Source organism: Romboutsia timonensis, from assembly GCF_900106845.1.
In the GTDB taxonomy this organism is placed as follows: domain Bacteria; phylum Bacillota; class Clostridia; order Peptostreptococcales; family Peptostreptococcaceae; genus Romboutsia; species Romboutsia timonensis.
Map to the genome: position 1 here is coordinate 1,402,730 of NZ_LT629850.1, position 21,384 is coordinate 1,424,113.

General features: G+C 26.5%; 21 protein-coding genes. All 21 read right to left on the reverse strand.

The window, feature by feature from the left end; all coding sequences use genetic code 11:
• Positions 1 to 110: 110 nt before the first annotated feature.
• The gene (locus tag BN7997_RS09275) at positions 111 to 2,495 is read right to left on the reverse strand and encodes a heavy metal translocating P-type ATPase (RefSeq protein WP_143023195.1); all 2,385 of its coding nucleotides are present in this window, start codon (positions 2,493 to 2,495) and stop codon (positions 111 to 113) included.
• A gap of 11 nt (positions 2,496 to 2,506) precedes the next feature.
• A complete protein-coding gene (locus BN7997_RS09280) occupies positions 2,507 to 2,872 on the reverse strand; it encodes an ArsR/SmtB family transcription factor (RefSeq protein WP_071120523.1) in 366 nt (121 codons plus the stop codon).
• Between the two features lie 219 nt (positions 2,873 to 3,091).
• Positions 3,092 to 3,388 (reverse strand): YciI family protein, encoded by a 297-nt coding sequence (locus tag BN7997_RS09285; RefSeq protein ID WP_071120524.1) that lies wholly within the window; start codon positions 3,386 to 3,388, stop codon positions 3,092 to 3,094.
• Between the two features lie 187 nt (positions 3,389 to 3,575).
• Positions 3,576 to 4,001 (reverse strand): heavy-metal-associated domain-containing protein, encoded by a 426-nt coding sequence (locus tag BN7997_RS09290; protein ID WP_071120525.1) that lies wholly within the window; start codon positions 3,999 to 4,001, stop codon positions 3,576 to 3,578.
• An 11-nt stretch (positions 4,002 to 4,012) separates the two neighbouring features.
• Complete coding sequence (locus BN7997_RS09295) at positions 4,013 to 4,378, reverse strand: ArsR/SmtB family transcription factor (protein WP_071120523.1); 366 nt, start codon at positions 4,376 to 4,378, stop codon at positions 4,013 to 4,015.
• 219 nt (positions 4,379 to 4,597) lie between these two features.
• Positions 4,598 to 4,894, reverse strand: a complete 297-nt coding sequence (locus BN7997_RS09300) for a YciI family protein (protein ID WP_071120524.1) — start codon at positions 4,892 to 4,894, stop codon at positions 4,598 to 4,600.
• 264 nt (positions 4,895 to 5,158) lie between these two features.
• On the reverse strand, positions 5,159 to 5,863 hold the full coding sequence (locus BN7997_RS09305; protein WP_071120526.1) for a glycoside hydrolase family 73 protein: 705 nt from the start codon (positions 5,861 to 5,863) through the stop codon (positions 5,159 to 5,161).
• 470 nt (positions 5,864 to 6,333) lie between these two features.
• On the reverse strand, positions 6,334 to 7,227 hold the full coding sequence (locus tag BN7997_RS09310; protein ID WP_071120527.1) for a glycoside hydrolase family 73 protein: 894 nt from the start codon (positions 7,225 to 7,227) through the stop codon (positions 6,334 to 6,336).
• 193 nt (positions 7,228 to 7,420) lie between these two features.
• A complete protein-coding gene (locus tag BN7997_RS09315; protein WP_195906811.1) occupies positions 7,421 to 8,482 on the reverse strand; it encodes an MFS transporter in 1,062 nt (353 codons plus the stop codon).
• Between the two features lie 449 nt (positions 8,483 to 8,931).
• On the reverse strand, positions 8,932 to 10,110 hold the full coding sequence (locus BN7997_RS09325; RefSeq protein WP_071120530.1) for an MFS transporter: 1,179 nt from the start codon (positions 10,108 to 10,110) through the stop codon (positions 8,932 to 8,934).
• A 346-nt stretch (positions 10,111 to 10,456) separates the two neighbouring features.
• A complete protein-coding gene (locus tag BN7997_RS09330; protein ID WP_071120531.1) occupies positions 10,457 to 11,278 on the reverse strand; it encodes an MFS transporter in 822 nt (273 codons plus the stop codon).
• A 291-nt stretch (positions 11,279 to 11,569) separates the two neighbouring features.
• Positions 11,570 to 12,160, reverse strand: a complete 591-nt coding sequence (locus BN7997_RS09335) for an ATP-dependent Clp protease proteolytic subunit (protein WP_071120532.1) — start codon at positions 12,158 to 12,160, stop codon at positions 11,570 to 11,572.
• A gap of 338 nt (positions 12,161 to 12,498) precedes the next feature.
• Complete coding sequence (locus tag BN7997_RS09340) at positions 12,499 to 13,320, reverse strand: alpha/beta fold hydrolase (protein WP_071120533.1); 822 nt, start codon at positions 13,318 to 13,320, stop codon at positions 12,499 to 12,501.
• A gap of 186 nt (positions 13,321 to 13,506) precedes the next feature.
• Positions 13,507 to 15,267: a hypothetical protein gene (locus BN7997_RS09345; RefSeq protein ID WP_071120534.1), complete on the reverse strand. Its 1,761-nt coding sequence runs from the start codon at positions 15,265 to 15,267 to the stop codon at positions 13,507 to 13,509.
• A 2-nt stretch (positions 15,268 to 15,269) separates the two neighbouring features.
• On the reverse strand, positions 15,270 to 15,854 hold the full coding sequence (locus BN7997_RS09350) for a cyclase family protein (protein WP_330385896.1): 585 nt from the start codon (positions 15,852 to 15,854) through the stop codon (positions 15,270 to 15,272).
• Positions 15,796 to 16,194 (reverse strand): alpha/beta fold hydrolase, encoded by a 399-nt coding sequence (locus tag BN7997_RS09355; protein WP_071120536.1) that lies wholly within the window; start codon positions 16,192 to 16,194, stop codon positions 15,796 to 15,798. The genes BN7997_RS09350 and BN7997_RS09355 overlap by 59 nt, the downstream gene beginning before the upstream one ends.
• A 186-nt stretch (positions 16,195 to 16,380) precedes the next feature.
• Entirely contained in the window at positions 16,381 to 18,141 is a 1,761-nt protein-coding gene (locus tag BN7997_RS09360) for a hypothetical protein (RefSeq protein ID WP_071120534.1), read from the reverse strand.
• Positions 18,142 to 19,045: 904 nt separating this feature from the next.
• Positions 19,046 to 19,657 (reverse strand): cyclase family protein, encoded by a 612-nt coding sequence (locus tag BN7997_RS09370; RefSeq protein ID WP_071120537.1) that lies wholly within the window; start codon positions 19,655 to 19,657, stop codon positions 19,046 to 19,048.
• A 188-nt stretch (positions 19,658 to 19,845) separates the two neighbouring features.
• The gene (locus tag BN7997_RS09375) at positions 19,846 to 20,355 is read right to left on the reverse strand and encodes a hypothetical protein (protein WP_071120538.1); all 510 of its coding nucleotides are present in this window, start codon (positions 20,353 to 20,355) and stop codon (positions 19,846 to 19,848) included.
• A 52-nt stretch (positions 20,356 to 20,407) separates the two neighbouring features.
• Positions 20,408 to 20,959 (reverse strand): cyclase family protein, encoded by a 552-nt coding sequence (locus BN7997_RS09380; protein ID WP_071120539.1) that lies wholly within the window; start codon positions 20,957 to 20,959, stop codon positions 20,408 to 20,410.
• A 188-nt stretch (positions 20,960 to 21,147) separates the two neighbouring features.
• A partial coding sequence (locus BN7997_RS15785; RefSeq protein ID WP_195906813.1) for a hypothetical protein occupies positions 21,148 to 21,384 on the reverse strand: 237 nt, incomplete at its 5' end.

Consider the following 21,384-nt stretch of genomic DNA (forward strand, 5'->3'; position numbering starts at 1 on the left):
AAGATTTAATTCACAAAAAAGTGTGTATCTTATTCTATATTATGACATTAGATATACTAATTATCATAATTTTTTTAGAAAATACACACTTTATTTTACATAGCTTTTATTTATTTCATAACTCTCATTGCATTTAATACTGCTATTAAAGCAACTCCTACATCTGCAAATATTGCTTCCCACATAGTAGCTACTCCACCTGCACTTAGTATTAATACTATGGCCTTAACCCCTAATGCAAATACAATATTTTGCCATACTATTTTATTTGTCTTTCTTGCTATTTCTATTGCTTTAGCAATTTTACTTGGCTCATCAGTCATTAAAACTACATCGGCTGCCTCTATTGCTGCATCTGACCCTAATGCTCCCATTGCTATACCAACATCAGCTCTTGCAAGTACTGGAGCATCATTTATACCATCTCCAACAAATGCAACTTTTTCTTTTGATAATTTATTTTTAAATATTTCTTCTAATCTATCAACTTTTTCATTAGGTAATAAGTTTGAATAAACTTTATCTATTCCTAGCTCCTTAGCAATTTTATTTGCTACATTTTCATTGTCTCCTGTTAACATTACAACTTCTTTAACACCACTTAATTTTAGTTTTTTTATAGCTTCTTTACTATCTTCTTTTATTTCATCAGATATTACTATATATCCTCTATAAGCTCCATTAACTGCTATATAAACTACTGTTCCTATATCATCAGTTTTGAAATATAATATATTTTCACTGCTCATTAACTTATCATTACCAGCTAATATGTGTAAATCATTATATTTTACTTTTATACCATGTGCTGCTATTTCTTCAAAGTATGTTATTTTTTCTAAGTCTATACTTTCTTTATAGTAATTTACTATAGATTTTGCTATTGGATGGTTTGAATTTACTTCTGCATATGCAGCATATTCTATTAACTCTTTTTCACTTATTCCAACAGGCGATACTTTTGTTACTTTAAATACACCTTTTGTAAGTGTACCAGTTTTATCAAATACTACTGTATCTACATTTTTAAGTGCTTCTAAATAGTTACTTCCCTTTATTAATATCCCATGTTTAGATGAGTTACCAATTCCACTAAAGAATGATAATGGTATTGATAAAACTAAAGCACAAGGACAAGAAACAACTAAAAATACTAGTCCTCTATAAAACCAATCTAAAAATTCAGCATTAGGTACTACTAGTGGTGGTATAAATGCTATTGCCATAGCAGAAAATAATACAAATGGTGTATAGTATTTTGCAAACTTACTTATAAAGTTTTCTGTTTTAGATTTTTTGCTACTTGCATTTTCAACTAAATCAAGTATTTTTGAAACTGTTGATTCTCCAAATTCTTTAGTTACTTCAATTGTTAATAGTGCATTTTTATTTATAAATCCTGATAATGCAGACTCTCCTACACCTATTTCTCTAAGAACCGATTCTCCTGTAAGTGCTGATGTATCAACCATTGAAAAACCATCTACTACTACTCCATCTAGAGGTATTTTTTCACCTGGCTTTACAACTATTATATCTCCAATACTTACTTCTTCTGGAGAAACTACTTTTATTTCTGATCCAACTTTTAAGTTAGCAGAATCTGGTCTTATTTGCATAAGTGAAGTTATTGATTTTCTAGATTTTCCTACTGCTATACTTTGTAAATATTCACCTATTTTATAAAAAAGCATAACTCCTACTGCTTCTGGTACTTCTCCTATTATAACAGCTCCTACTGTTGCTATAGACATTAAGAAGTTTTCATCAAATACTCTACCTTTTGATGCATTTTTTAAGGCTTTTAATAATACATCATAACCTACTATTAAATAAACTATTAAAAATAGTATATTAACAAACTTACTTTCAAATCCAGTTGCAGTTTGGAAAATTCCAAAGATATACATTATACTACCTATAATTAATTTTATTAAATCACGTTTGTTTGAAGGTTCAACTTCTTCAATAGCTTCTACTTTGTTTTCTTTCTTTGTATCTAAAAAATTAACTTTTATATCAAGTCCTGGTTCTGTATCATTTATTATATCTATAATTTCTTCTATAACTAATTTTTCATCTACGTTTTTAGCTACTTCAACGGTAAGCTTTTTACTTATAAAATTTAAGTTAGACTGTACTACATTGTCTAATTTCGATACTTTATTTCCTATTTCTTCTGAACAATGAGCACAATTTAACCCACCTAATGTGATTTCAACTTTTTTATTATTTGTGTTTTCATTTCCCAATACTTTTATATCAAGTCCTGGCTCTGTATCATTTATTATATCTATAACTTCTGATACAACATCATCTTTATCTATTTCTAAATCACAAGCTATTTCTATAGTCAGTTTTTTATTTATGAAGTTTAAGTTACAATATTCTATTTCTTCTAATTTAGATACCTTGTCATTAATTACTTCTGCACAATGAGCACAGTCTAAGCCTCCTAGTATTATCTCTTTTTTACTTATACTACACGCTCCCACAAACTCATCTCCTATCTTTTATATCTTTCTTCTATATGTTCAAGCCCACAACTAAATATTTGACTTATATGGCAATCATCTAGAGAGTAAAATACAATTTTTCCTTCTTTTCTAAATTTTACTAATCTAGCTTGTTTTAAAACTCTAAGCTGATGTGATATTGACGAATGAGTCATATCTAATAGATCTGCTATATCACATACACACATCTCTTGCGCTGATAGTGCGTATAATATTCTTACTCTTGTTGTGTCTCCAAATACTTTAAATAGTTCCGCTAATTCATATAACATTTCTGTATCTGGCATTTTAGCTCTTACAGAATCAACTATATCTTCATGCAGTTCATTACTGCAACATACTTCTATATCTTTCATAAGTTCCTCCTATATAAATATATGAATATTTATATATATGAATAATCGTTCATATATTATTTATACTCATATAGTACAACTTTTGTTACAACATTGCAACTCTTTTTAAATATATTTTTTCACAAAAAAGAGGCTTATCCATTTTGATATAGCCTCTTTTGTACATAATAGACTAATATAAAAATAATTAGTTTTAGAAATATAAATCACTCTTTTAAATTATTTGTTAAACCATTCATTTGGTGATTGGTTAAAATAATGTGGTGAAAACTCTAATATACTATAGTCTTGTATGTCATTAACTTTAAGTGGTTCATTAGATAGGTAGATTTCTACTTTTTCAATAGACTCTGCTTTCATAATAAATACTCCACCACTTATATCAGATTTAAGTCCAGACATTAATATTAACCCATTATCCATTGCTTTTTGAGAATAAGCCATATGTTCTTTCATTATACTATCGTTCATTTTATCTTGATTTTTTATTTTTCCTTGTACAATAAAATATCTCATCATTACTTTCTCCTTCAGCTACATGTAATATTAACTTATTTAACTCGTTGTGCTAGTTAATTATAATTATTGAAAATACTAGAGTCCAACGAGCTATATTTTGATAGTTAAAAAACTTTATATAGTAATTTCAATATGTTTAGTAAAATAACTAGCACAACAGATTATTTAGTATTATAAATACCTTTTATAAAGNATCTACGTTTTTAGCTACTTCAACGGTAAGCTTTTTACTTATAAAATTTAAGTTAGACTGTACTACATTGTCTAATTTCGATACTTTATTTCCTATTTCTTCTGAACAATGAGCACAATTTAACCCACCTAATGTGATTTCAACTTTTTTATTATTTGTGTTTTCATTTCCCAATACTTTTATATCAAGTCCTGGCTCTGTATCATTTATTATATCTATAACTTCTGATACAACATCATCTTTATCTATTTCTAAATCACAAGCTATTTCTATAGTCAGTTTTTTATTTATGAAGTTTAAGTTACAATATTCTATTTCTTCTAATTTAGATACCTTGTCATTAATTACTTCTGCACAATGAGCACAGTCTAAGCCTCCTAGTATTATCTCTTTTTTACTTATACTACACGCTCCCACAAACTCATCTCCTATCTTTTATATCTTTCTTCTATATGTTCAAGCCCACAACTAAATATTTGACTTATATGGCAATCATCTAGAGAGTAAAATACAATTTTTCCTTCTTTTCTAAATTTTACTAATCTAGCTTGTTTTAAAACTCTAAGCTGATGTGATATTGACGAATGAGTCATATCTAATAGATCTGCTATATCACATACACACATCTCTTGCGCTGATAGTGCGTATAATATTCTTACTCTTGTTGTGTCTCCAAATACTTTAAATAGTTCCGCTAATTCATATAACATTTCTGTATCTGGCATTTTAGCTCTTACAGAATCAACTATATCTTCATGCAGTTCATTACTGCAACATACTTCTATATCTTTCATAAGTTCCTCCTATATAAATATATGAATATTTATATATATGAATAATCGTTCATATATTATTTATACTCATATAGTACAACTTTTGTTACAACATTGCAACTCTTTTTAAATATATTTTTTCACAAAAAAGAGGCTTATCCATTTTGATATAGCCTCTTTTGTACATAATAGACTAATATAAAAATAATTAGTTTTAGAAATATAAATCACTCTTTTAAATTATTTGTTAAACCATTCATTTGGTGATTGGTTAAAATAATGTGGTGAAAACTCTAATATACTATAGTCTTGTATGTCATTAACTTTAAGTGGTTCATTAGATAGGTAGATTTCTACTTTTTCAATAGACTCTGCTTTCATAATAAATACTCCACCACTTATATCAGATTTAAGTCCAGACATTAATATTAACCCATTATCCATTGCTTTTTGAGAATAAGCCATATGTTCTTTCATTATACTATCGTTCATTTTATCTTGATTTTTTATTTTTCCTTGTACAATAAAATATCTCATCATTACTTTCTCCTTCAGCTACATGTAATATTAACTTATTTAACTCGTTGTGCTAGTTAATTATAATTATTGAAAATACTAGAGTCCAACGAGCTATATTTTGATAGTTAAAAAACTTTATATAGTAATTTCAATATGTTTAGTAAAATAACTAGCACAACAGATTATTTAGTATTATAAATACCTTTTATAAAGTTTATTAAACAATTATTTAATAAACTTTATCACTTTACATGTATTAACCTTTTATTAAGACATTATATATTAATCACTTATCTTTATTTCACTATCAATTAATTGAAGATTGTATTGGCGTATTATCTCTATTAAATCTTTTGCATATCTCTTTTGTCCACTGTTATCTTCTGCTGTACTATAGCCTGCATTTTGTAAAGCATATGCTTGTTCTATATAAGTCTTTGCTTCAAATACACCATATTTTTTATATCTTTGATTATCTACTAAAAATTTTGCATGGTCTTTTATAGATTGATTTTTATTACTATATACTCTAAATTTATCTTCTATTTTTGTATCATAAAACTCAAATGTTTCTAATGTAACATACTCACCTTTCCAACTTGAATCTGCTTTAATTCCAAATAGATTATTATATATTTGAGCTAAATCTGATTCTCCCCAGCTCGATTCTAAAATTGCTTGAGCTATTGTTATTGATGGTAATATTTTATATTCTTTATAATTTTTAATGGCTTCATCTTTTATTTCTTCTATAAATTTAGTGTATTTACTATCTTCTTTTAATCTATAAGGGGTTAATCCAAAGTATTTTAATTGGTCTATATAATCATTTACTCTTTCTTTTTCTTTGTCAGTAAAATTTAATTTATTTAATACATTATCTAAACTATTTAACTTATAACCATTATCTGATTTTTCTATAAATAAATTAGCTGTATTCTTTATTTTATCATCTGATATATTCTTTATTTTATTTTTATTTTCCACTGCTATAATTGAAACTACATATTTCCAATTTACCTGTACTTTATTTTCACTTACTTCATCAACAAGTGTTATATACTTACTTACATCTNCATTAATATTAACCCATTATCCATTGCTTTTTGAGAATAAGCCATATGTTCTTTCATTATACTATCGTTCATTTTATCTTGATTTTTTATTTTTCCTTGTACAATAAAATATCTCATCATTACTTTCTCCTTCAGCTACATGTAATATTAACTTATTTAACTCGTTGTGCTAGTTAATTATAATTATTGAAAATACTAGAGTCCAACGAGCTATATTTTGATAGTTAAAAAACTTTATATAGTAATTTCAATATGTTTAGTAAAATAACTAGCACAACAGATTATTTAGTATTATAAATACCTTTTATAAAGTTTATTAAACAATTATTTAATAAACTTTATCACTTTACATGTATTAACCTTTTATTAAGACATTATATATTAATCACTTATCTTTATTTCACTATCAATTAATTGAAGATTGTATTGGCGTATTATCTCTATTAAATCTTTTGCATATCTCTTTTGTCCACTGTTATCTTCTGCTGTACTATAGCCTGCATTTTGTAAAGCATATGCTTGTTCTATATAAGTCTTTGCTTCAAATACACCATATTTTTTATATCTTTGATTATCTACTAAAAATTTTGCATGGTCTTTTATAGATTGATTTTTATTACTATATACTCTAAATTTATCTTCTATTTTTGTATCATAAAACTCAAATGTTTCTAATGTAACATACTCACCTTTCCAACTTGAATCTGCTTTAATTCCAAATAGATTATTATATATTTGAGCTAAATCTGATTCTCCCCAGCTCGATTCTAAAATTGCTTGAGCTATTGTTATTGATGGTAATATTTTATATTCTTTATAATTTTTAATGGCTTCATCTTTTATTTCTTCTATAAATTTAGTGTATTTACTATCTTCTTTTAATCTATAAGGGGTTAATCCAAAGTATTTTAATTGGTCTATATAATCATTTACTCTTTCTTTTTCTTTGTCAGTAAAATTTAATTTATTTAATACATTATCTAAACTATTTAACTTATAACCATTATCTGATTTTTCTATAAATAAATTAGCTGTATTCTTTATTTTATCATCTGATATATTCTTTATTTTATTTTTATTTTCCACTGCTATAATTGAAACTACATATTTCCAATTTACCTGTACTTTATTTTCACTTACTTCATCAACAAGTGTTATATACTTACTTACATCTATTCTATTTTTATCTATATGTTTTAAAGAGTGATATCCAATTATTAAGTACAGTGATATAAATAGGGTTATAGCGCTGATTATAAAGGTTTTAATTTTCATATTCTGCCTTCCTCCTATGATGTTTGCTATAATTCTATTATACATGGTATTTGTTTCAAAAATGTTACAAAATAGTCATTATATTTACTATATAGGTACATCTAAGTTATTATAATTAACCCTTACGTCGTGAATTTATACTTATGGTTAAAATAAAAGAGACTGATCTCTATTTTGAGACAGTCCCTTTCACTTATACACTAATCGTTTCAGCTTTTTCTTTTAAAGAAATTCTAGATACCAAGATACATACTATTAAGCAACATATTCCACTTAATATAAATGGTAATTTATTTCCTATATCAAATATAAATCCAGAAGCTAATGACCCTACAATCATACCGATAGCCTTGTAAGACCCTTGTATTCCCATTATTTCTCCATAATTATCCTTAGCAAGTTTTGATACTATACTTTGTTGTATTGGAGTAACTAAAGCACTACTTCCAACAAATATCATTATAAACATAAAGCTAAGCATTATGTTATTAAATAATGAAGCTACTAACATACTTACACCTGATACTACACAAGCAACTACTAATGTATATTTTTCATTAAACTTTTTACTTAAATAAGGGTTTATCCATAGATTCATAATTAATGCTATAAACCCTGCAACAGCCATAACTATACCATTTACCATTGTTGGCATATTAAGAACTGATTCTAAGTAATAGTTTATTGTAGAATTATAAGAAGTCGTTGCTATAGTTACTAAAGTCATAACTATCATCATTGTACTTAGTATAGGATTTAATTTAGTAGTTTTATTTCCTTTTTTAAGGTGTTTTGTATAAACTTCTATCTTACCTTGTTTTTTCTCTACAGTTTCATCTACTATAAAGTATATAATACCTGCAACTACTAAACATAGTATAAACTGAGTTAAAAATGCAACTTTATATCCATATACGCCACAAAATCCACCTATTAAAGCTCCTGCAGAACTAGCTATAGATGTTGTGGCTGTATGATATGACATATACTTTGTTCTTTCTTCTTTTGAAGATATGTCACTTACATACGCTATACATGTAGTTATAAATGCTACTGACATAGCACCACCTGCTATTCTAAATAAAAGTATTAAAGGTGTACTTTCTATAAATCCAAACCCTAGTTGGCTAATACCATAACCAATTACACCTATAACTAAAAATCTTTTTCTCCCTTTTTGGTCAGACATTGAACCCCATATAGGAGACATTACAAAGTGAGCTATTGACATTGTTGAATATAATACACCAAACATATATGTTGGCATACTTAGTGCATTTANTATCATCTGATATATTCTTTATTTTATTTTTATTTTCCACTGCTATAATTGAAACTACATATTTCCAATTTACCTGTACTTTATTTTCACTTACTTCATCAACAAGTGTTATATACTTACTTACATCTATTCTATTTTTATCTATATGTTTTAAAGAGTGATATCCAATTATTAAGTACAGTGATATAAATAGGGTTATAGCGCTGATTATAAAGGTTTTAATTTTCATATTCTGCCTTCCTCCTATGATGTTTGCTATAATTCTATTATACATGGTATTTGTTTCAAAAATGTTACAAAATAGTCATTATATTTACTATATAGGTACATCTAAGTTATTATAATTAACCCTTACGTCGTGAATTTATACTTATGGTTAAAATAAAAGAGACTGATCTCTATTTTGAGACAGTCCCTTTCACTTATACACTAATCGTTTCAGCTTTTTCTTTTAAAGAAATTCTAGATACCAAGATACATACTATTAAGCAACATATTCCACTTAATATAAATGGTAATTTATTTCCTATATCAAATATAAATCCAGAAGCTAATGACCCTACAATCATACCGATAGCCTTGTAAGACCCTTGTATTCCCATTATTTCTCCATAATTATCCTTAGCAAGTTTTGATACTATACTTTGTTGTATTGGAGTAACTAAAGCACTACTTCCAACAAATATCATTATAAACATAAAGCTAAGCATTATGTTATTAAATAATGAAGCTACTAACATACTTACACCTGATACTACACAAGCAACTACTAATGTATATTTTTCATTAAACTTTTTACTTAAATAAGGGTTTATCCATAGATTCATAATTAATGCTATAAACCCTGCAACAGCCATAACTATACCATTTACCATTGTTGGCATATTAAGAACTGATTCTAAGTAATAGTTTATTGTAGAATTATAAGAAGTCGTTGCTATAGTTACTAAAGTCATAACTATCATCATTGTACTTAGTATAGGATTTAATTTAGTAGTTTTATTTCCTTTTTTAAGGTGTTTTGTATAAACTTCTATCTTACCTTGTTTTTTCTCTACAGTTTCATCTACTATAAAGTATATAATACCTGCAACTACTAAACATAGTATAAACTGAGTTAAAAATGCAACTTTATATCCATATACGCCACAAAATCCACCTATTAAAGCTCCTGCAGAACTAGCTATAGATGTTGTGGCTGTATGATATGACATATACTTTGTTCTTTCTTCTTTTGAAGATATGTCACTTACATACGCTATACATGTAGTTATAAATGCTACTGACATAGCACCACCTGCTATTCTAAATAAAAGTATTAAAGGTGTACTTTCTATAAATCCAAACCCTAGTTGGCTAATACCATAACCAATTACACCTATAACTAAAAATCTTTTTCTCCCTTTTTGGTCAGACATTGAACCCCATATAGGAGACATTACAAAGTGAGCTATTGACATTGTTGAATATAATACACCAAACATATATGTTGGCATACTTAGTGCATTTATAAGCGATGGCGTTACTGGATGTGCCATATTAAAGGTTGCCATTGTTATAAAGTTTATAAACAATATCTTTTTCATTTTATTTTTGTCCATAAATTCTCCTTAGTTGTTTTATTTTTTCGCTTTTAGTATTATACCATAATAATTAATACATAAACTTTATGAAATTATTTTTATCCACTTGTAAAAAGACTATATATTAACATAAAATACAACCTAACTAAAAATTGTTACATAGTTATTAATTTTACTTTAATGTATTAAATAATTTTATAATAAAAAGCCTTAAATCATTAAAAACTAAATGATTGCAAGGCTTTATCTTATTTATATAAATTTTAACTATAATCTTTATTTAAAGTATTTTTCCATACTACATTGATATTATAAATTAGGTAATTCATCATAGCTTGTTATAATTTTGTTTACTATACCATAATCAACTGCTTCTTCTGCATTTAACCAATNGGTTTATCCATAGATTCATAATTAATGCTATAAACCCTGCAACAGCCATAACTATACCATTTACCATTGTTGGCATATTAAGAACTGATTCTAAGTAATAGTTTATTGTAGAATTATAAGAAGTCGTTGCTATAGTTACTAAAGTCATAACTATCATCATTGTACTTAGTATAGGATTTAATTTAGTAGTTTTATTTCCTTTTTTAAGGTGTTTTGTATAAACTTCTATCTTACCTTGTTTTTTCTCTACAGTTTCATCTACTATAAAGTATATAATACCTGCAACTACTAAACATAGTATAAACTGAGTTAAAAATGCAACTTTATATCCATATACGCCACAAAATCCACCTATTAAAGCTCCTGCAGAACTAGCTATAGATGTTGTGGCTGTATGATATGACATATACTTTGTTCTTTCTTCTTTTGAAGATATGTCACTTACATACGCTATACATGTAGTTATAAATGCTACTGACATAGCACCACCTGCTATTCTAAATAAAAGTATTAAAGGTGTACTTTCTATAAATCCAAACCCTAGTTGGCTAATACCATAACCAATTACACCTATAACTAAAAATCTTTTTCTCCCTTTTTGGTCAGACATTGAACCCCATATAGGAGACATTACAAAGTGAGCTATTGACATTGTTGAATATAATACACCAAACATATATGTTGGCATACTTAGTGCATTTATAAGCGATGGCGTTACTGGATGTGCCATATTAAAGGTTGCCATTGTTATAAAGTTTATAAACAATATCTTTTTCATTTTATTTTTGTCCATAAATTCTCCTTAGTTGTTTTATTTTTTCGCTTTTAGTATTATACCATAATAATTAATACATAAACTTTATGAAATTATTTTTATCCACTTGTAAAAAGACTATATATTAACATAAAATACAACCTAACTAAAAATTGTTACATAGTTATTAATTTTACTTTAATGTATTAAATAATTTTATAATAAAAAGCCTTAAATCATTAAAAACTAAATGATTGCAAGGCTTTATCTTATTTATATAAATTTTAACTATAATCTTTATTTAAAGTATTTTTCCATACTACATTGATATTATAAATTAGGTAATTCATCATAGCTTGTTATAATTTTGTTTACTATACCATAATCAACTGCTTCTTCTGCATTTAACCAATAGTTTCTATCTGTATCTTTTTCAACCTTCTCTAGTGGCTGACCTGTAGCATTACTTATTATATTATTAATTCTTTTACGAACTCTTACTATTTCTTTTGCCTCTATATTTATATCTGTCGCTTGACCTTGGCATCCACCTAATGGTTGGTGTATCATGTATCTAGTATTTGGCAATGAATATCTATCCTCTTTATCAGCTGCAAGATATATAGTTATTCCTGCACTTGCAACCCATCCAGTACCTATTACAATAATACGTGGTTTTATAAACTTAATCATATCATGTATAGTATCTCCTGCTTCTACATGACCACCTTGGCTATTGATAAATAGTTTTATTGGTTCATCTCCCATTTCTTGTAGTATTAATAATTGTGTTGCTACTTTTTCAGCTAACTCTTGATTTATCTCTCCCGAAATGATTAGTGATCTAGAGCTTAATAGTTTTTCTACCACTACACTAGATGTGTCTTTTGAATTTTGTTGTTTTTCCCCTTGATTGTTCATATGATACCCCCATTTAATTCTTGTTTTGAGTCTAATAACTACTTACTAATAAGTATAGCACAATTATTTTTAGTCTACGTTTGTATTTTTATTTATTTTATAAAATGCTATATTAGATAGTTATGCTATAAATTTGAAATAAAAATAGCTATATCTCTTGTGCGATATATTTAATTTCTTTCTATTAATTGGTTTATAATATATATGTTCTAATAATAATTCTACATTATAAAATGCGTTGTATTATCTATGGTACTTTTAGATAATACAACTTAGTAGTTTTAATTAATGAAGTATTTTAATTAAAACTTATATAATCAAAAATTTAAACTTATCTATCATTGGTTGTAATTATATATAAATGCTTCAAGTGATTTATTTATTTCATATTTACATTCATAGAATGCACCTTGTCCTCCATCTGTTAAAGGAGTTAAAACAGAATTTTTTATTGTTCTATTCATATATTCAGCAAAGGGATAAGGACATATAGTATCATGTACACCATGTAATATTAATGTAGGTATTTTTATATTAGTTAAATCATTAAATACATCCTCATCTCTAAGTGCACGTAAAGAGTTAACAGTTGACCATAAGGGTGCCATTAAACACATATTAAAGAACCAATCTAATATACCTTGACTAGTAAATTTATAAAAAAATGATTCTGATGTGTCTCTTATTGCTTTAGGTTTATCGCTCTTAAAACTATCTATAAGTTTATTTACTTCATCTACAGTATATCCATATGGCCAATTAGATGATTGAACCCATTTTGGTGCTGCAGCACTGAGTAAACAAAGCCTTGATACTTTATCTACATTAAATTTAGACATATATCTTAAGCAAATTGCACCACCCATAGAGTTGCCTACTAAAGTAATATCACTTAATTTAAGTGCATCAATTACAAGTTTTATATCCATTGCCATTCTATCATAATCATACCCTGTGTAGGGTTTATCTGAATTACCATAACCTCTAAGATCTATTGCTATACATCTATGTCCTCTACTTGCAAAATATTCTATTATATATTCATACATATTGTGATTTAATGGCCATCCATGAACAAACATTATAGGATTTCCTAAATCAAAATTTATATCTTCTACTAATATTTTTACATTTTTTTCAACCTTTATATAATATTTCATATAAATTCACCCCTATGCATATATTATGAGGTAAATTTATGCTTTATGAGAACTATAATTATTGTAAAGTTCATTGCTTTTTTTATTGCACTTATTCTATTTTATAGTTTATTCATATATAAGATTTCTTATACTATTAGAAAACTATTAATTTAATATCCTTCTCAGTTTTTTATTATTTATGAATTATAAAATATCTAAATAATCAAATAATGTAAAAGTATCTTCAGGTATAAAACTATCCAATCTTTCTTTAGCTAAATTTATATACCAATTTCTATCTAAATAATCAGGTACTTTTTTACCTATAATATTTCCATTATCAATAAAAGCTCTATCTGGTGTATAACTAATCTTTTCTAACTTTCCATCTGGTTTTACTTTCATAATAGCACTATCAAGTATAGATTTACTTGCAAATACTCTAAGTACTTTTAAGTCTATATTATCTTTACCATATACAACGTGGCTATATTTACCGGTTACTTTTACACACTTTTGAAAATCTATAAGATCTGTAGCATTGTTTATTGTTGTCTCTATATCTATATTATTTATTAATTTTTCTTTAATAGCTTTATTAACTATAGGTAAATCGTTATCTATTATGCTTAGTTTTTTAACATAAGCTCCCTTACTTTTTATTTGACCATCTTCTTTTATATAAATATAGTTGTTTACATCTTTTTGAATTATTTTCTTAATAAAATCGTGCTCTAACTCCATACCCGTTCTTTTACACCAATTACTACAAATCTCTAAATATCTATCTACATCTTCTTTAGAATTAAACTTAAACATAACACCATCAGTATTACCTTGTATAAATATAGCCTTATCTCCAAACTCAAGCTCTACTTTTTCTATTAAATCTAGTAACAATAATTGTCCATTTACACAGATTGCTGTACCTTGTTGTGGGTCATATAGCTCATTATTTACATCTAGGCATGCTCCATATGCACTATTTAATACTATTTTTAGAGATTTTTCTATTGGATTATTTTCTTTTTTAAACTTAATTCGAGTATCTCTTATCTCTTTGTATTTATCCGGCTTTTTTACATTTCTACTTAATAGTCCATATTCTATCATTATAGATGGATAGAAAGAACTAACATCTGAGTTTACTATAAAGTCATGTGCTTCATATTTTTTCCTAGCTGAATGTAGTCCTCCCCAACCAAAGTCAGTTTCTATTCCATACACATTTACTCTTAAATATTTTTTAAAATCTCTATTATTATAATTTTCATACCAATTCTTTATATATTTGTACTTATTAAGATTTAAAGTGTCTATTATTCTAAAATCTTTTGTATAATTTCTTTCATAGTTTGGCTTTTTCGCTTGTAATATGTATGAGCTTAGTTGAGCTTCTGTTTTATTTATCATAGAACTATCTAAATTAAAATATTCAATAAGTCCTATTTGTGCTTCATATCTATAATATACTTGCTCAAACACTTTAAATGTCATTTTAACATCATGCATACAATATGATACAAGTTCATCTATTTCTTTGTTATTTGGATATCTATTTAAATTAAAGTCTACAGTACTTTCCCTTATATCCTCCCCCATAAATAATTCTAATTCTTTTAAGCTTCTATATGTATCACTTATTTCAAATATATATAGTGGTATCTTATGTAGTTTTCTATCTATCTTCCAACCTGATACCTTATGTTCTATAAGCATATCAGATACTTTACATGGATCAATTCCTGCAACTATTGCTTTTAATATCCATTGATCATAGCCTCTTATGTTATAACCTACCCATACTGAATCTTTATTTTTATTAAAAACTCGTAGTAATTCTTCTCTATCATTAATTATGGTATGTTCTTTTTGAGTTTTATAGTCTTTCATACAACATATCCAGAAATTTGCTTTTGATAGTACTTCAAAGTCTATAATTATACGTCTTCGTTCTTTTATCATAATTAAAACTCTACTAGTATCCTAGCTGGATACCCATCTAATCCTTCTATTTTCATAGGTAAGCAATATACCTTAAAGTTTTTATTTGGAATATTCTTTAAGTTACATAAGTTTTCTATGGCATACATTTTATGATCACCAAGGTATTTATCTATAATTCCATGATTTTTGCTAACTCCTAGACCTAAAGTATCTATTCCTATCATATTAACGTTTTTATCTACTAGGTATTTTATAACCTCTATAGATATTTCTGGATGATTGTTGTATTTTTCTTCATCTTCAAAATATTGATCCCAGTTTGTTTGAAAAAATACATATATCCCTTCTTTTACAAGAGAAAGATCTAAGTCTTTTAGTTTTATTACTTTGTTTGGTATATGTGAAACATCAAACTTTATCCCCTCACCTATTAGTCTTTCATTTTCTATTACCACATCTGGATTCATTACATCTATATGTGTCCCCATATTATGAACATCACAAGAAAATGATATTGTAGTGTATTCACTTCCACTTTTTGAGTATCTAGTTACATTTTCTACTTTTAATGGCTCTGATCCCGCTCNAAAGCCTTGATACTTTATCTACATTAAATTTAGACATATATCTTAAGCAAATTGCACCACCCATAGAGTTGCCTACTAAAGTAATATCACTTAATTTAAGTGCATCAATTACAAGTTTTATATCCATTGCCATTCTATCATAATCATACCCTGTGTAGGGTTTATCTGAATTACCATAACCTCTAAGATCTATTGCTATACATCTATGTCCTCTACTTGCAAAATATTCTATTATATATTCATACATATTGTGATTTAATGGCCATCCATGAACAAACATTATAGGATTTCCTAAATCAAAATTTATATCTTCTACTAATATTTTTACATTTTTTTCAACCTTTATATAATATTTCATATAAATTCACCCCTATGCATATATTATGAGGTAAATTTATGCTTTATGAGAACTATAATTATTGTAAAGTTCATTGCTTTTTTTATTGCACTTATTCTATTTTATAGTTTATTCATATATAAGATTTCTTATACTATTAGAAAACTATTAATTTAATATCCTTCTCAGTTTTTTATTATTTATGAATTATAAAATATCTAAATAATCAAATAATGTAAAAGTATCTTCAGGTATAAAACTATCCAATCTTTCTTTAGCTAAATTTATATACCAATTTCTATCTAAATAATCAGGTACTTTTTTACCTATAATATTTCCATTATCAATAAAAGCTCTATCTGGTGTATAACTAATCTTTTCTAACTTTCCATCTGGTTTTACTTTCATAATAGCACTATCAAGTATAGATTTACTTGCAAATACTCTAAGTACTTTTAAGTCTATATTATCTTTACCATATACAACGTGGCTATATTTACCGGTTACTTTTACACACTTTTGAAAATCTATAAGATCTGTAGCATTGTTTATTGTTGTCTCTATATCTATATTATTTATTAATTTTTCTTTAATAGCTTTATTAACTATAGGTAAATCGTTATCTATTATGCTTAGTTTTTTAACATAAGCTCCCTTACTTTTTATTTGACCATCTTCTTTTATATAAATATAGTTGTTTACATCTTTTTGAATTATTTTCTTAATAAAATCGTGCTCTAACTCCATACCCGTTCTTTTACACCAATTACTACAAATCTCTAAATATCTATCTACATCTTCTTTAGAATTAAACTTAAACATAACACCATCAGTATTACCTTGTATAAATATAGCCTTATCTCCAAACTCAAGCTCTACTTTTTCTATTAAATCTAGTAACAATAATTGTCCATTTACACAGATTGCTGTACCTTGTTGTGGGTCATATAGCTCATTATTTACATCTAGGCATGCTCCATATGCACTATTTAATACTATTTTTAGAGATTTTTCTATTGGATTATTTTCTTTTTTAAACTTAATTCGAGTATCTCTTATCTCTTTGTATTTATCCGGCTTTTTTACATTTCTACTTAATAGTCCATATTCTATCATTATAGATGGATAGAAAGAACTAACATCTGAGTTTACTATAAAGTCATGTGCTTCATATTTTTTCCTAGCTGAATGTAGTCCTCCCCAACCAAAGTCAGTTTCTATTCCATACACATTTACTCTTAAATATTTTTTAAAATCTCTATTATTATAATTTTCATACCAATTCTTTATATATTTGTACTTATTAAGATTTAAAGTGTCTATTATTCTAAAATCTTTTGTATAATTTCTTTCATAGTTTGGCTTTTTCGCTTGTAATATGTATGAGCTTAGTTGAGCTTCTGTTTTATTTATCATAGAACTATCTAAATTAAAATATTCAATAAGTCCTATTTGTGCTTCATATCTATAATATACTTGCTCAAACACTTTAAATGTCATTTTAACATCATGCATACAATATGATACAAGTTCATCTATTTCTTTGTTATTTGGATATCTATTTAAATTAAAGTCTACAGTACTTTCCCTTATATCCTCCCCCATAAATAATTCTAATTCTTTTAAGCTTCTATATGTATCACTTATTTCAAATATATATAGTGGTATCTTATGTAGTTTTCTATCTATCTTCCAACCTGATACCTTATGTTCTATAAGCATATCAGATACTTTACATGGATCAATTCCTGCAACTATTGCTTTTAATATCCATTGATCATAGCCTCTTATGTTATAACCTACCCATACTGAATCTTTATTTTTATTAAAAACTCGTAGTAATTCTTCTCTATCATTAATTATGGTATGTTCTTTTTGAGTTTTATAGTCTTTCATACAACATATCCAGAAATTTGCTTTTGATAGTACTTCAAAGTCTATAATTATACGTCTTCGTTCTTTTATCATAATTAAAACTCTACTANTACATTTCTACTTAATAGTCCATATTCTATCATTATAGATGGATAGAAAGAACTAACATCTGAGTTTACTATAAAGTCATGTGCTTCATATTTTTTCCTAGCTGAATGTAGTCCTCCCCAACCAAAGTCAGTTTCTATTCCATACACATTTACTCTTAAATATTTTTTAAAATCTCTATTATTATAATTTTCATACCAATTCTTTATATATTTGTACTTATTAAGATTTAAAGTGTCTATTATTCTAAAATCTTTTGTATAATTTCTTTCATAGTTTGGCTTTTTCGCTTGTAATATGTATGAGCTTAGTTGAGCTTCTGTTTTATTTATCATAGAACTATCTAAATTAAAATATTCAATAAGTCCTATTTGTGCTTCATATCTATAATATACTTGCTCAAACACTTTAAATGTCATTTTAACATCATGCATACAATATGATACAAGTTCATCTATTTCTTTGTTATTTGGATATCTATTTAAATTAAAGTCTACAGTACTTTCCCTTATATCCTCCCCCATAAATAATTCTAATTCTTTTAAGCTTCTATATGTATCACTTATTTCAAATATATATAGTGGTATCTTATGTAGTTTTCTATCTATCTTCCAACCTGATACCTTATGTTCTATAAGCATATCAGATACTTTACATGGATCAATTCCTGCAACTATTGCTTTTAATATCCATTGATCATAGCCTCTTATGTTATAACCTACCCATACTGAATCTTTATTTTTATTAAAAACTCGTAGTAATTCTTCTCTATCATTAATTATGGTATGTTCTTTTTGAGTTTTATAGTCTTTCATACAACATATCCAGAAATTTGCTTTTGATAGTACTTCAAAGTCTATAATTATACGTCTTCGTTCTTTTATCATAATTAAAACTCTACTAGTATCCTAGCTGGATACCCATCTAATCCTTCTATTTTCATAGGTAAGCAATATACCTTAAAGTTTTTATTTGGAATATTCTTTAAGTTACATAAGTTTTCTATGGCATACATTTTATGATCACCAAGGTATTTATCTATAATTCCATGATTTTTGCTAACTCCTAGACCTAAAGTATCTATTCCTATCATATTAACGTTTTTATCTACTAGGTATTTTATAACCTCTATAGATATTTCTGGATGATTGTTGTATTTTTCTTCATCTTCAAAATATTGATCCCAGTTTGTTTGAAAAAATACATATATCCCTTCTTTTACAAGAGAAAGATCTAAGTCTTTTAGTTTTATTACTTTGTTTGGTATATGTGAAACATCAAACTTTATCCCCTCACCTATTAGTCTTTCATTTTCTATTACCACATCTGGATTCATTACATCTATATGTGTCCCCATATTATGAACATCACAAGAAAATGATATTGTAGTGTATTCACTTCCACTTTTTGAGTATCTAGTTACATTTTCTACTTTTAATGGCTCTGATCCCGCTCTATAAACTCTTCCTATTTTAGTTGTTTGTGTTATATCAATTATCATATTAAAGTTTTCCTTTTCATAATATTTAAGATTTTATATATTATACACCAAGATTATATGACATTATAGCCTAAAATTTAATTACTATTTCATTAAAGCATTAATTAATTGTGTTCTTAAATGTTTTTGCAACTTTATAAAAAGTTAAAGCTAGTTTAATAAACTAGCTTTAACTTATAATTATTTAATTACTCTTCTTCTTTTTCTTCTTTTTCCTCTTCTTCAACTACATCTTCTTTATCTTCAACATTCTCAGGCTCTGGTTCTACATCCTTTTCATGTATATACTTCATATATTCTCCTTTTAGTCCATTATATTCATTAGTTAACCTTTTTGCCTTTTCTACTTTTTTAAGAGCTTTGTCACTTGCATCTAATGAACGTTCTTCTGCCCTTTCTATAGATCTTTGTATATCTTTAACTTGTTTTTCTATTTCTGCACACTTCTCCCCTTTATAGTTTAAATTATATCCTTCTCCATATTCTTTTAGCCATGATTGTACTTGAGATACTAATTCTTTAGCCTCTTTACGTAATACTTCCCCTTTTTCATGTACAGCAATAGCTTGCTTTTCTAAAGCTGCTATTTGTTCATGATTTTGAGATATTTCAATTTCTTTATTTGAAAGTTTTTGAACTAATTCATTAAGATACTCTAAGCTATTATTTTCTTGTTTTTTATTTTTTATTTTACTCAATTTAATACCTCCAAAATTATTAATTATATTAATGTATTGCTTAAAAATTGCATTAATAATTTACAATTCTTAATTTATAGTATNTCTTTAAGTTACATAAGTTTTCTATGGCATACATTTTATGATCACCAAGGTATTTATCTATAATTCCATGATTTTTGCTAACTCCTAGACCTAAAGTATCTATTCCTATCATATTAACGTTTTTATCTACTAGGTATTTTATAACCTCTATAGATATTTCTGGATGATTGTTGTATTTTTCTTCATCTTCAAAATATTGATCCCAGTTTGTTTGAAAAAATACATATATCCCTTCTTTTACAAGAGAAAGATCTAAGTCTTTTAGTTTTATTACTTTGTTTGGTATATGTGAAACATCAAACTTTATCCCCTCACCTATTAGTCTTTCATTTTCTATTACCACATCTGGATTCATTACATCTATATGTGTCCCCATATTATGAACATCACAAGAAAATGATATTGTAGTGTATTCACTTCCACTTTTTGAGTATCTAGTTACATTTTCTACTTTTAATGGCTCTGATCCCGCTCTATAAACTCTTCCTATTTTAGTTGTTTGTGTTATATCAATTATCATATTAAAGTTTTCCTTTTCATAATATTTAAGATTTTATATATTATACACCAAGATTATATGACATTATAGCCTAAAATTTAATTACTATTTCATTAAAGCATTAATTAATTGTGTTCTTAAATGTTTTTGCAACTTTATAAAAAGTTAAAGCTAGTTTAATAAACTAGCTTTAACTTATAATTATTTAATTACTCTTCTTCTTTTTCTTCTTTTTCCTCTTCTTCAACTACATCTTCTTTATCTTCAACATTCTCAGGCTCTGGTTCTACATCCTTTTCATGTATATACTTCATATATTCTCCTTTTAGTCCATTATATTCATTAGTTAACCTTTTTGCCTTTTCTACTTTTTTAAGAGCTTTGTCACTTGCATCTAATGAACGTTCTTCTGCCCTTTCTATAGATCTTTGTATATCTTTAACTTG